13 protein-coding genes and 1 pseudogene are annotated in these 13,563 nt (G+C 41.4%); 2 read left to right on the top strand and 12 right to left on the bottom strand.

What is annotated here, in order from left to right; all coding sequences use genetic code 11:
• Positions 1 to 45: 45 nt before the first annotated feature.
• The 11 genes and pseudogenes from LWH95_RS05240 to LWH95_RS05190 form a co-directional block, all read right to left on the bottom strand.
• Positions 46 to 795, bottom strand: coding sequence for a polyketide synthase (locus tag LWH95_RS05240; RefSeq protein ID WP_232919094.1), 750 nt, complete (start codon positions 793 to 795; stop codon positions 46 to 48).
• Positions 796 to 836: 41 nt separating this feature from the next.
• The gene (locus tag LWH95_RS05235; protein WP_133487405.1) at positions 837 to 1,616 is read right to left on the bottom strand and encodes an enoyl-CoA hydratase/isomerase; all 780 of its coding nucleotides are present in this window, start codon (positions 1,614 to 1,616) and stop codon (positions 837 to 839) included.
• Positions 1,604 to 2,866 (bottom strand): hydroxymethylglutaryl-CoA synthase family protein, encoded by a 1,263-nt coding sequence (gene pksG / locus LWH95_RS05230; protein WP_232919093.1) that lies wholly within the window; start codon positions 2,864 to 2,866, stop codon positions 1,604 to 1,606. The genes LWH95_RS05235 and pksG overlap by 13 nt, the downstream gene beginning before the upstream one ends.
• Positions 2,867 to 4,114, bottom strand: coding sequence for a beta-ketoacyl synthase N-terminal-like domain-containing protein (locus LWH95_RS05225; protein ID WP_232919092.1), 1,248 nt, complete (start codon positions 4,112 to 4,114; stop codon positions 2,867 to 2,869). It abuts the gene before it with no gap.
• The gene (locus LWH95_RS05220; protein ID WP_003238395.1) at positions 4,092 to 4,340 is read right to left on the bottom strand and encodes an acyl carrier protein; all 249 of its coding nucleotides are present in this window, start codon (positions 4,338 to 4,340) and stop codon (positions 4,092 to 4,094) included. Before LWH95_RS05220 ends, LWH95_RS05225 begins: the two co-directional genes overlap by 23 nt.
• 88 nt (positions 4,341 to 4,428) lie before the next feature.
• Positions 4,429 to 6,711 carry an ACP S-malonyltransferase gene (gene fabD, locus LWH95_RS05215; protein WP_232919091.1) on the bottom strand — a complete coding sequence of 761 codons (2,283 nt, stop codon included), beginning with the start codon at positions 6,709 to 6,711 and terminating at the stop codon, positions 4,429 to 4,431.
• Positions 6,708 to 7,682: an acyltransferase domain-containing protein gene (locus LWH95_RS05210; protein ID WP_232919090.1), complete on the bottom strand. Its 975-nt coding sequence runs from the start codon at positions 7,680 to 7,682 to the stop codon at positions 6,708 to 6,710. The genes fabD (LWH95_RS05215) and LWH95_RS05210 overlap by 4 nt, the downstream gene beginning before the upstream one ends.
• A gap of 513 nt (positions 7,683 to 8,195) precedes the next feature.
• The gene (gene fabD / locus LWH95_RS05205) at positions 8,196 to 9,062 is read right to left on the bottom strand and encodes an ACP S-malonyltransferase (RefSeq protein ID WP_232919089.1); all 867 of its coding nucleotides are present in this window, start codon (positions 9,060 to 9,062) and stop codon (positions 8,196 to 8,198) included.
• A pseudogene (locus LWH95_RS05200) lies at positions 9,062 to 9,257 on the bottom strand (hypothetical protein). The gene fabD (LWH95_RS05205) and the pseudogene LWH95_RS05200 overlap by 1 nt, the downstream one beginning before the upstream one ends.
• 182 nt (positions 9,258 to 9,439) lie before the next feature.
• Positions 9,440 to 10,117, bottom strand: coding sequence for an MBL fold metallo-hydrolase (locus LWH95_RS05195; RefSeq protein ID WP_232919088.1), 678 nt, complete (start codon positions 10,115 to 10,117; stop codon positions 9,440 to 9,442).
• Between the two features lie 187 nt (positions 10,118 to 10,304).
• Entirely contained in the window at positions 10,305 to 10,922 is a 618-nt protein-coding gene (locus LWH95_RS05190; protein ID WP_003238404.1) for a TetR/AcrR family transcriptional regulator, read from the bottom strand.
• Between the two features lie 119 nt (positions 10,923 to 11,041).
• Between LWH95_RS05190 and LWH95_RS05185 the strand changes: the two genes are divergently transcribed.
• Together LWH95_RS05185 and LWH95_RS05180 are read left to right on the top strand one after the other, a co-directional pair.
• A complete protein-coding gene (locus LWH95_RS05185) occupies positions 11,042 to 11,599 on the top strand; it encodes a hypothetical protein (RefSeq protein ID WP_019258448.1) in 558 nt (185 codons plus the stop codon).
• A gap of 174 nt (positions 11,600 to 11,773) precedes the next feature.
• Positions 11,774 to 12,241, top strand: a complete 468-nt coding sequence (locus tag LWH95_RS05180; protein ID WP_232919087.1) for a regulatory YrvL family protein — start codon at positions 11,774 to 11,776, stop codon at positions 12,239 to 12,241.
• 608 nt (positions 12,242 to 12,849) lie between these two features.
• Here LWH95_RS05180 and LWH95_RS05175 read toward each other — a convergent pair.
• Entirely contained in the window at positions 12,850 to 13,455 is a 606-nt protein-coding gene (locus tag LWH95_RS05175) for a hypothetical protein (RefSeq protein WP_232919086.1), read from the bottom strand.
• Positions 13,456 to 13,563: the final 108 nt, after the last annotated feature.

Here is a 13,563-nt window from a genome sequence, read left to right as displayed (position 1 = left end):
CGCGCTGCCTCCATTTCACCTGCAAATTTTTATGTAGGTTCTCAGTTAATTTCCATACATACCTTTGATTCTCGTTTTGACTTCGTCATGATGAAATGTTTTCTCATGCATCATTAATTCCTGTTCTATGATGCGCGGCAGCTGCTCGCGAAGCGGGGCCACCAAATGATCTTTTAATGTAATCAATGAGTTTCTCGGCTTTTCCGCCAGTTCACTCGCCAGCTCCACAGCATAATCTACTACTTCCGCACGGGGCAGCACTTTAAAGGGAACCCCTCTTTTTTCAAGATCTGCTCCCCGGTAGCTGCCCGCATTCATTAATATTTCCTGGGCCAGGCTGAATCCCAGTTTTTTAGGGACGATAAAGGTAGCGCCCATACCAGGCGTAAATCCGTATTTCATAAAATTAGCCGTATACACGCTCTCTCTGCTTAGAATGACAATGTCAGCAAAGAGCCCCATGACAAAGCCGCCTCCAATTCCATGGCCCTGCATGGCCGCAATGACTGGAATCTCACAATCCAACGCCAGAGAATAAAGATTGTCATCCGTGAACTTGGTCAATCCCTGCTGAATACGAAGCAGTCCTTCTTGTGTTCCTCCTGAAGCAAAATAATTATCATATCCCGTCAAAATGACCGCTTTATAATCTGGTTTCTGCCGAATGAATTTAAACGCTTGAATTAAACCGTCTGTAAGTTCTTGTGAAAACGCGTTTTTATGAGTGCGGTCATGCATCTTTACCTGAATAATGGCGGGCTCAATTTCGATGAGCTCTACAACAGAATGCGTCATGATGTCCTCCTAACGGTTCTGATTGTCATCTTTTCAAATGATTACTGTTCCTCCCATGGAAATTGCCCTGTCTCAACATACCTGATGATTCCCATTTGGTTTTGAGGATCAGAAAACATGTCTTGATTTGCAGTTAAAGCGATGGATTTCGAACGGCTGACTTGATGATCAAGTGAGCTGATATACTGTTTATAACGTGCGATTCCTTTTTTATTCAGCCTCCGCAAGCGCAATAAATGCTTTCTCAGCAGCACCTCACTTTGAGCATCAAAGGCATCTATTAACCCCCATTCACTGGCTTCCTGTATGGAAATCGGCTTTGTCATTAGCGTCATATAATGTGCTTTCTGCCAGCCGATCCGGCGGATCAGAAACGGTAAAACACAAGCCGGATACAGACCGAATAAAAGCTCAGAGAGACTGAATGACGCCGTTTCATCCGCAATGGCAATATCTGTGGCAGATACGAATCCAAGGCCGCCGGCATTCACTTTTCCCCTGACATGCGAAATCGTGACATAAGGGCCAGTCTGCAGTTTCAGCCACAAATCATAGAGAGGCTCTTGGGAGCTTGCCTGTTTTTTGCCGCTTTTCATTTCCTGATAGATTTCTTGAAAATCCGCGCCGAAGCAAAACACCTCGGGAAGCCCTTCTAAAACAACAACCGTAACTGATGATGTTTCACATTGGTTTAACACTTGTAAACATTCTTCTATGAGTGTGTCATTTATCGTATTATTCGCTTCAGGACGGTGAAATGTGATGTAGCAAACCGACTCATGGATGCGGACCTTTATTGTTTGATAGGTCACGAGGTCCACCTGTACTTCCGATGAAACTCAGAAATTTCTTCTAAAAACAATCGAGGCTTCTCTTGAGTAAACTGCATGATGCCCGGTATCATCTCAAAATCCAGCTTTACATTGCGCGTCCCGAACCGCACCATTCCGCTCCCCTTAAACAACAGCTCATACTCATCCATGGAGAGCTGATATCGGCGATCTAAATGCTTCTCAATGCCAAATGAGCGCTGGCGTTCCTGGCCTTGCGGAGTTGTTATTCCGCTGTAAAATTCAGAACAGCAGCCTGATCCGTAAGAAAAACAGCCGATTCGTTTAGGCGAATCAAACCGCCCTTGGTCTATCGTGCTGGCTAATGCCAGAAACAAGGCAGCTCCCATAATATTTCCAACCCTTTGGCAGTAGTTTAAACCTGGCTTTACCCGATTTAAAAAATCCGTTTCAATCTCAGCTGTTTTCACCTTCGCCACCTTACGCATCATTGTCCGGTGCGCACCTTTCACCATCCCGCCAAAAGGCGTATGGTAAGCAAGATATTGAAACGTGTCCTGATAATTGGCACCGGGTACACGTTTTTGATATTCCAGAAAGGTTTGTTCACAGCAATCCAGATATGACATTAAAGACAGGTCAGAATCTCCCGCTTCACTATCAGGAATGGGACGGCAGGTATCCATCACTTCATAGCCGTAATAGCCATTTGCTCCCGGATCTATCTGAAACACCTCGGGATTTTCGCCTACTAAAATGGCCACCGCTCCCGCTCCTGCACTCGGTTCGGCATAAGACCAGTCTTCACTTAAAGCGTCTCCGCCCTCAGCGATTAAAAAACGTGAAATATCACTGGCGATAACCAGTGCTTTGGCACCCGGAGAGGTCTGGGATAATATAAAATTCACCGCCATCTGAAATCCCGCTGTTCCTGAATAACATGCCTGTTTAATCTCAAACAAACGGCAGTTGCGGTTCAGCCCTAAATATTCATGGATATATGTACTTAACGATTTCCCAAAGTCGATCCCGGATTCAGAACAAGTGATTAACAATTCAATCCGGTCCTTCTCGGCTTCGGATAAAGCGTCAATAATCGGCTTAGCTGCATTGACTCCAAAGGTCACAGGATCTTCATAAGGCAGTGCTACCGCTTTTTCTTTCATTAATAAGTTTTCAAATCTTGCAGTATCTAAATGTCTGTATTTGGCCAGTTCCATGACATCAAGGTACGCCGTTCCGCCAAAGACATTCATCGCTTCTATTCCGGCTGAAACCATTTATGATTCGCCTCCACATTTCTCAATGTTTTGTATACAAACCGCGGTGTTCATTCCGCCAAAGCCCATGCTTAAGTTCAGCGCATTTTTGATGCGGTATGAAATCGATTTCTCATTTACCCAATGAAAGGAATCATCGATTGGATGATCCAAATTCCGGCTCGGGTGCAGGGCAGATTCTCTCATTTGCAGCAAAACAGAAACAATCTCTACGATTCCCGCCGCGCTGAGACCGTGCCCGGTTATCGATTTTGTTGCGTTGATGTAAGCATGGGAAAGCCGGCATGCATGCAGCGCCTTTAGTTCAATTTCGTCCCCAATAAAAGAACCTGTGCCATGGGGATTAATATAATCAATGTCTTCTGGTGAAAGACCGGCACGCTCCAGCGCCTCCTGGATGACATAAATCTCTCCTTCTAATGAAGGATCGGGATTCCGGTTCCCGTCTAGTTTGATTGACCACCCAGACAATGCTCCATAAGGTTTGACACCTCGGCGGACAGCCGTCTCCTTTCGTTCTATCACCAGTGCGCCGCAAGATTCTCCATAAATAAACCCGTCTCTGTTCTGATCGAAGGGACGGCAGGCTTTCGCAGGCTCATCAGCATATTTGTCCGTTCCCATAGCACCTAAAGCCCTGAGCGCTCCGCATTCCATGTAAGAAAGATCCATTAATGCACCCAGTGCTATGCAAACATCAACCTCGCCTGATAAGACTTGCTGAATCGCATGAATCACTGCTAACTGGCCGCTGGCGGAGGCTCCTCCCGCCGTATAAGCTAAGCCTGTGATGCCAAACTGATCTGTGCATAGCCCGCAAAGATCGCTATCCATGAAAGACAGGCCATATGCCGGCGAAATAAAACCAGAGCGGTCTTGATAACTTTCATAAAGCTGTAAGATTTCTCTCTGCTGAAAATTTGACCCGCCGACTACCAGTCCGATACGTGCAGAATCGACATCATCTAATTCAGCCTCCTCCCAAGCCTCTGAGAGGGTCACCAATGCAGTACGGCTCGAAAATGACGCTTTTCGCAGCAATTTTTTAGAAAGGCGGTCGGGATAAGACAATGACGCAATTTCAGCGCCGATAAACCGGCTGTCTTTTTGTCTGCCCGGACGCTCCATGACACCAAAGGCATGCCTGCCGGACAGCAGCGAAGAAGCAAATGCCTCTTTCCCTTGACCGATGGCAGCCGTGACGCCTACACCGGTCACCACCACCTCAGACAGATTGCACTTTGTCATAAAGCACCTCAGCTAATTCGCCGATGTTTTTCACCCCGGACAGCTCAATCCGGGGAATCTTTAATGATAGATCCTCAAGCACCATTGTGATAATTTCAGCTCTGTCTACAGAGTCAGCTCCTAACTCAACTAACTGATCTTCAGGCTCAAACCTGTGTCCGTCTAATTCAGGTAGCACCTCGCAAATATTGGTGACTAACACTTCAAAAATTTTCTGTTTATCCATAACGCGCTCTCTCCTTCAAGGGATCATTTTAGTGCTTTTTATAGGTATATTTTCATAATATTCGAACGATTAATCTTATGCTGTCTGCTTAATGCGCCGGTTGATACATTGATTGCATCCGTTTATGAAGCAATGCTGCTGTTTCTGTCATTAATTTTTTTCCGATCTCATCCACATGGCGATTGCGCCAGTTTTCTAATTCCGACCCTTTGACCCATTGATTAAAGGCTCCCAGCGCCGGACCGCAGTGAATTTGGTAATCGACCTTGGAATGTTCGTTGCCGCTGATTGCCAAGTTGGAGCTGTATCTGAAGTACCACCGGAAAATCAAAGCCATTTTATGCTTCGGATTTTGTTCAGCCTTCTCAATTTCTGCTGCAGGATAATGTAATGTCATATCTTCATAGATGTCTTCTATACTGCGTTTGAAGTATTTCTCCTCAAGCTGAGTCAACGTTTTTGCATCCAGCTCACGTATTGACCCATATCGCTGGTACAGTTCATATAACTTGTTTGCCCGCGCCGGAAAGAACACGCCTTTCTTCAGCACTTGTACTTTGCTGCCAGATTCGAACATATCACCCGCAGGCGCATAGGCAGTATCTTGTACATTCATTTGCTGAAGCAAATCCTTTACTTTGTCACTTGTTGCCGCCTCAACTGTACATTGATTGATTGAGCCTGTAACAATAAAATCCGCACCAAGCATAAAAGCTGCCATCGCCGCATCAGGCGTTCCAATTCCTCCAGCTGCACCCACTCTTACTTTTTTCGGATATTGATATTTTTTCATCATTTCATCTCTTAATGATGTCATGGCCGGCATCAGGCTGTATGCCACACCGCTATCTGTATGACCTCCTGAATCAGCTTCCACACAAATATCGTCAGCCATCGGAATGCGCCGCAATAATTCAGCTTCGCTCACTGTGATTTTATTTTCTCCTAAAAGCTTTTGCAGCATATTCTCAGGCGCAGGACTCAAAAATGATTCTGCAACTTCCGGCCGTGATATTTTCGCTATGAGACGATTTGAGCACATGACGTCACCATTGGGGTTTCGTCTCACTCCTTTTGCGCGATACCTTACCAATGCGGGAGTGACACTTAGAAATGCTGAAGCTTCCACATTTCTCACTTGATGCTTTAATAAAAGGTCGATCATCTTTTCTTCTGATTCAATATGTTTCATATTGTGGACGAGATTTATGCCGTAGGCTTGGCCTTCCCCTAGTTCACCTTGAATGGTGAGGATCGCATCTTCAACCTCATTCAAGCTCAGGCCGCCTGTGCCAAAGAACCCCATCATTCCCGCTCTTGACAGCTTTACTACCATTTCTTTCGAAGCAATGCCGCGGTACATTCCTCCTGCAAGATAAGCATATGTAAGATGATAATCCCGTTTAAATTCAGCACTTCCTAAAGACTCTGCCGTAATCCCAGCTTGAACATTATGTGGATAGTCAGCAGCTTCTGGATGACTTAAAGCAAGTTTCTTTTCGGGTGCATGCGTTAACGGTTCAGCTTCATTTTTAATCCGATGGATGAGACTGGTCAATACAGTTCCAGGCCCGATCTCTTCAAACTCCATTTCTCCTCTTCCCATCAGAAAACGTATGCTGTCCGTCCATTTCACTGTGCTGTCCATTTGTTCAGATAATGTCTCCTTTAACCTGTCCTGATGATATGGCTCTGCATAGACATTGGAAATAACCGGGATAGCCAGAGGCTCAAAATGGAATGAGTCAATAAATTGCTTAAATTCCTGTTTTGCTTCATTCATATATCTGGAATGAAAAGCCCCGCTTACATTTAAAACATGAAACAGCTTTACATCCTTGGTGTTTTCAAAAACAATTCGCGCTTTTTCAATCTCTTTTTTTGGGCCGGAAATCACAATTTGCCTGGGCGTATTTTCATTTGCTACATCAATGGCATGAAGACGGTGCTCTTCTAAAACGGCTGTAACTTGTTCCTTATTCAGGCCGATCACAGCAGCCATTCCGCCTCCTGTAATCCGCCCCATCAGTTCGCCTCTTTTTTTGACAAGTCTTAATCCGGTTCCGAAATCAAATGCACCCGTTGCAAACAGCGCATTGTATTCTCCTAAGCTATGTCCGGCCGCAAAATCAGGTTTTCTGCCGGTCTCCTCCACTCTCTTCAAATAACTGAGTGCATTGACGACGTACAAAGCCGGCTGCGTGTATTGCGTATGATTTAAATCCAAATAGGATTCTTCGGTACAGAGCTTTTCTATTGAAAAGCCCAATATTTGATCTGCTTGATCTGTCAAATGCCGATATTGTTCAAACAGCCCTTGTCCCATTCCCTTTTGCTGGGAGCCTTGCCCTGGAAAAACATATGTAATCATCTTGTAAACTTCCTTTCTGGTCTACGGAAACACTCAACCGTATTCAGATTTTTCAGCTCCTGATGAAATGGTGTCATGATCGAGCAGCTGCGGTTAGCTGAATCTCCCGGGAGTAGCTGTTTCACAAAAGCAGCTAAGGTACCGGATGGCCCCAAATCGATAAACCGGCATGCATGCTGACTTTCCAAATATCGAATCGCTTCGCGAAATCTCATTGGCTTTCTTACCGCATCCCAAAAGAAATGCTTGTCCATTTCGTGAAGGCAGCTTCCCGTTAAACTCGATACAACTGGTATTGACGGGTTTTTAAAAGATATTGACTTTAAATATTCTGCATAGGCACTTTCTGCCGGATCAATAAGTGAAGAATGAAAGGCATAGGACACAGGCAGCAGCTGGCAAAGAATCTGTTTCTCTTTTAAGTCCTCCATGATCTGCTTTATGTTTTCTTCTTCACCAGAAATGACGAAGTGCGAATCATAATTGATAGAAATGAGTTCACTGTTTTCAAATAGTTGTGGATGATCATTCAGTAATTGCGGTTTATCAAGAATGGCCAGCATTTTCCCTTTATCGCTGGATTTTTGGATGACAATAGCCTGTTCAAGTATGCAATCCAGTATATTCTCTGCGTCTGATACACCAGAAACAGCCGCTGATGAGAATTCTCCCAGACTTGATCCCAATACGTAATCAGGATAGATTCCCCTATCTTCCAAAACTTTGTATAAGGAATACTCAACCATAAAGATTGCAGGGTGGGAAAAAAGAATGCTGTCAAACGGATCCGACACACGTTTATCCGGATGATAGATTTCTTCAACAATCGATGCGCCGATGCGCCGTGCTGCAATGGCATCCATTTCAAGCATCGATTGGCGAAACACGATATTCTCCTTAAATAATTCCTTCCCCATATGATAGTACTGGGAACCTTGTCCGGAAAACATAAAAACGAGCGGTTCATTCATGTGCATACCTTCTTTTTTTATATTTATGACGGCTATTTTGATATCTCAACTCATTGTATGCAATACATAACAGCGATTGAGATCCGATTATTTAATCGGTAAGACATGATGTAAAAAAGAAAATGAGAAGAATCAACTTTAGGAGGATTGCTATTAGTGCTCTGGATGCAACTCTTTTATGAAGTGGTCATAGATGTATGTTGTTAGTCTCAAAAATAGATATGACAGGATCAGCAAAGAACATCGACTCTAAATTTGGGTACGGTTAAAAAGTAGGCCATCTTGATGTGAGAGCGATGGTCAGTCATGATATTCCGGCTGTCTAACATAGTTCAAATGTCTAATAGGGTGCGGATATGTTTGATCAGCCTCTTTATGTAACAGTATATAAAGTTATTCATTTAGAAACAGTGTCTATTGAACGATTGCGTCTCTAAAGCTTTATACCCTAAATAAAAGGAAATCTGTCCTTAGCCTTGCCTATGCGGTGCATGGTCTTAGGAACAATCATTTTCAGCGGGGCATTGGTTCCGCATCTTTCTTAATACGGTGAATCAACCCTGTTAAAACATTTCCTGGCCCTATTTCCTCAAACTCCATTTGGCCTTTTTTCATTAAGTAGCTTATGCTCTCAGTCCATTTCACTGAATGATTGATTTGATCGGCCAGCGTCTGCTTCATAAATTCGTATGTATACGGTTTGGCATACACATTAGAAATAACCGGGATAGACGGAGGCGAAAAATGGAAGGTATGAAGAAACTGCTCGAATTCTTCTTTTGCTTTATTCATGTATCTGGAATGAAACGCGCCGCTTACGTTTAAGAGGAGTACCATTGTAACTTCAGTCATCGTTTCAAAAAGAGATGCGGCTTTTTCGATATCATCTTTTTGGCCTGAAATCACTATTTGATATGGGGCGTTCACATTAGCGATATCAACATTGTGTAAATGGTATTTTTGCAGAGCCTTTGCAACCTGCTCTTCATTTAATCCCATAACAGCGGCCATACCGCCGTTGCTCACCATACTCATCAGCTCGCCTCTTTTTCTGACAAGCTTTAAACCTGTCTCAAAGTCAAAGGCCCCGGCTGCAAATAGCGCATTGTACTCACCCAAGCTGTGCCCGGCGACAAAGTCAGGCTTAGCTTCTGCTTCTCGGATTTTTTTCAGGTAACTTAATGCGTTTACCACATATAAAGCCGGCTGAGTAAATTGCGTTTTGTTTAAATTAGAATAAGGATTTTCTAAGCAAAGACGTTTAATTGAATACCCTAAGATCTCATCTGCCTGAGCCGTCAGTTCTTTAAATTCAGCAAATATATCGCTGCCCATTCCCTGTTTCTGTGAACCCTGACCCGGAAAAACATATGTGATCATTATCTCAAAGCCACCCTTCCGATAAGTAGATTTGTATCACTTCTGTATGATTTTATAAAAAAATAGTGATGACCGGATAAATAGTAGCATGTTCATGTTGATGGTAACCTCTGTAAATATGTCCGTCAAGTTAATTTTTCCTACAGTTTACTCGATTGCTTTCCTGCTTTTTTCAATTAAGGCATAAAGGATCAGGGCATATCACACAACATAAGAAAAATGACCTGCATCCCATAAAGGTCGCCATATGCTGACAATGCGCTTCAACTTATCACCTGAGCCTTTTCGATACAAATCAAATCCTTCTATGTAATCATTTTAAAAAATACTAATCATTTAGATATTCGAAGAAAAATAGGATAATAGATTCAGAAGAATTATTTAAAATCAAAAATACCTTTTTGGTTTTTACGGGTGCGAAATTTCACAAAATATTCTATCTTATCAATTTGAAAATAAATATTATACTGATAAAGATCCTCTATCGTATAGCCGGGCACTTTGCCAAATGAGTGACCAGGATAAACCCGTACATAGGGTGAAACCTCTGACTTAATCCTTTGAATGCTTCTGAACATCTCTTCCGCAGAACTGCCATCATCCTCACATATGCCGCACCCTTCTGTAAATACCGTATCTCCGGTAAAAATACTATTAGAAAACAAATAACACATTCCGCCGGCTGTATGCCCCGGCGTGAGAAGGCATTGCGCTCTTGTGTTTCCTATAATGATCGTCTGATGATCATGAAGGCCAATTAAATTTCTGCATCGGAATTGATAATAATCAATTTCTTTTTGGGACATATAAACTTGAGCGTTAAACATCTTCGTCAGCGGCTCTACAAGGTTTACATGATCATAATGAGAGTGTGTCAATACAATTGCTGTTAATTCAGCTTCGAGTTCTGAAAGTTTAGTTGTTATTTTACTCAGTTCCCATGAGGGGTCAACAACAATTGCAGATTTACTTACAATATCTTCAATGATATAGCAATAATTCGTCCAGCCTTGATACCTTGTTTTAATTGGATGTACCTTATAAGTAAGATTCATTTACACCATTCCTATCATGTAAAGTTCTTAAATGAAAGTTAGACAAACTGTTCAACCCTCAGTCCGTCTTTCATTCCACTTTACCAAACGGCATGATTGTTTTCCATTTTTTTCAGAGGCCCTTGTTCTTTTTGCATATAAAAAAGCTATTCCTTTGGAAGCATGTCCAACAAGAATAGCTCTTCGTTTAGGTATTTCTTTCTTCTATCCCACATGTTTCTTCTATGCAAATTGATGCTACATGCTGCATAATGACACGTTTGATGCGATCTTTATTCACTCGCACAGGGTCAAGCATCGCATGTAAAGCCAAGCCGTCAATTAGCGCGTAAAGTCTCTCAGCTTCAATGTCTTTATCAGCATTCTGCTTCAGTAAATCAAATTCATCTAAATAGGCAACCAGATTCCGCATGCCGCTGTAAATCCCGTCATGATCCGCATCAAACATATCCTTTTTATGTCTGGCGTAAACCGTAAAGGCGAACCACACCTCCATCTCTCTAATCGTTTCTTCATTCGTTGGGACAATTTCAAGCAAAATATGCAACACTTTTTCCTTAGGGGGCAAATCCTTCATTGCAATGTCCTTAATTCGGGCCATCGCCTTTTCCTGAACAAGTTTCATTGCAAAAACAAGCAGTTCATCTTGAGTAGAAAAATAATGGCGCAGCGCACCTAATGACAATCCTGCTTCCTTTGCAATGTTTCTGGCTGAGGCTCCCTCCATCCCCCGTTCTAAAATCACGCGCCACGTCGCTTCTGCAATTTGTTTTCTTCTTTTCTCATGGTCAATTTGTTTTGGCATAGCTTTATTGTAACAGGAAAAAAATAAGAGAGCAATTTTATAATACAGTTGTGTTATAAAAAAGAAGATGGTAAAATATTGTTTAAATAATACAACTGTATTGAAAAGAGGGGAATGAATTGAACGGTATCGCATGGATGATTGTCTTCTGTGAAATTGCATTTTGGGTTGTGATTGTTTTAGGGCTTGCTGTACGCTACCTATTCAAACAACGTACTTTAGGATTGCTATTCTTGGCCTTAACCCCAGTGATCGATTTGATCTTATTAGCGGCAACTGCTGTGGACCTTTACCGCGGAGCCTCAGCGACTGCTGCCCACGGGATTGCGGCTGTTTACATCGGTATATCGATCGCTTATGGGAAACAAATGATTCAATGGGCGGATGAAAGATTTCAATATTATGTGACAAAACAAGGAGCCAAACCGCTGAAGCGTTATGGAATGGATCATGCCAAGCACTATGCAAAAAGCTGGATAAGACACGTGCTGGCCTACCTTATTGGTGCGGGATTATTAGCAGGAATGATCTACTTCATCAATGATTCTGCCCGAACCGAGGCATTAAGCGGCATTCTTAAAACATGGACAGTCATTTTAGGCATTGATTTTCTCTTTACCGCCAGCTATTTTATTTGGCCGAAAAAAGAGAAAGCTTCGGAGAATCTCAGGAGTTAATATGAAAAAAGAAGGTCCTTTTCGCTGGAAAAGGGCTTTTTAAGTTTTTGTAAAAATATGTTATGCTATTTTACGGTGATCTACTGGGATCTCGACCCTTGCTGTTTTCATTAAAATAAGCTTAGGAGATTCATATTACAATGAGTAAGTAAGCATGTGAAAGGAGTGTCGTGCTTGAGCCAAAAAGAACAGAACGAGCAGTTTAAAGAGGTAAAGCTGAGCTCGAAATTAATCGTAATTGTATCTATCATTCTTATTGTTTCTATTGCACTAGCAGTGATCTTCGGCGGCTATTTCTTCGGGATGAAAGGGTTATTCTCTATACTGGGCATCACATACGATTCCAATCAAACATTAGTTTTATTTATTTTAGTCTGTTTTGCTGCAGGCTTGATCATAGACCCACTCACAATGATTGTCTCTATGATTCTGGCAAAATCACTTTCATTGAAAAAGACTGCACTTTTTGCTTTTATCCTGTACTTTATCAGCAATTTCATAACGATCTGTTTTGCGGATTACTTTATGCAGTCTATATATATTCCAGATGTCTTGCTTTTTGTGATATCAGCATTGATGGCTTTCATTGAACTTGCATTTGATGACCAGCCTAATGAAGGAACTGTTAAAAACAGCCTGTGATATTTCAAGCGGTTTTTACTTTTACCCAGATTGAAATATGAGAGAAAAAAATACATTTCCATAACTGATACACTCAAACAACAGCTCACATCTTTTTGCTTTCTCATCACAAAAAAACTCCCTGTTCATAAAAAACAGGAAGCAAAACAATGTTGATTTGATTTAGATTCTGCATTCATAAATAATTCCTTCAATCTCATGCTCAAGCTCATCCAAAAGGATAATTCTATTTGGATCGAATGTCATGTTCCCACCTCCCTACCTAAAATATACATTTATTTGAATTATTTGCAACATTTTATTATGGCAAGGGATATGTCCATAAACCCATTACGAAGTATAACGCTAAACATTGTTTTACACGTTACAGCTATTCTTAATGTATGACTCCAAATGAGTACAAAAAAGCTTTGACAAAGAATGTCTCAATGCTAAATGCTCCCGCTACATCACGCTTGAACATCTTTTCCATCTCATATGTCATGTTATTTTAGATTTCAAAATAACACCCAACCCTGATGAAAATCTGATATTTCAGTGTTTTCTTAGACTAAACATTTACAATAATTGAATTAACATGATTATTTATAAAACATGGGCAAAGTCATTTATTTGATCTTGCCCATTTCGCCATTAAAAAGTCTGCTTATTATTTTGATCAAGTTATTATATGAATTAAATTCTATGGTTGGATACATTTCATTTGCTATTCGATTTGCAAAATATTCTTTCCAAACCATAGGAGCTAGTGGAACTATTGCTAAATCTGTTCCTTTAGCATTAAAATCATTAACACTAAAGTTTACTGGATCATTTACGTGAGCTAATTCATGAAAAAAGACATTCAGACCTCTATTGTTTTCTGGATTATCTTTATCTATTGATCTAATATTAGATATCATCTCCGTTAAAATTTCAGAGTGATAAACAATAGTAGCTTTTTGTATATTCTCGGCTCCTAAATACTTCACCATCATCGCACGACCTTTTCCAATACTATCATTTGTATATCTGAGAGGCTTGCCTTTTTCCTTGAGTACTGCAAATAAATCTTCTTCATAGCATTCACTAAACACTATTTTCTCTAACTTATCTGTCTTTAAAATTGTATTGGCTAGATTCTCTATAACTTTTTTAAATAGATCCATTTTATTATCACTTAAACTATATTGTTTATTATCTATTTCGATAGCATTTCTTATCTCTATTTCCAAAGTTCCACACCCCCTTTTCATTTAATACCCTATTTTTCTCAATTCCCCATATGTTTTATACTGTGCAACTCGTCGAACTGTGCCAACCCCTTGCCCTATCTGTTTTCA

Origin of the sequence: Bacillus sp. G16, assembly GCF_021282335.1 — a bacterium.
GTDB classification, from domain to species: domain Bacteria; phylum Bacillota; class Bacilli; order Bacillales; family Bacillaceae; genus Bacillus; species Bacillus inaquosorum.
The sequence above is the reverse complement of the archived record's forward strand: the minus strand, read 5'-3'. Positions and strand labels throughout refer to the sequence as shown.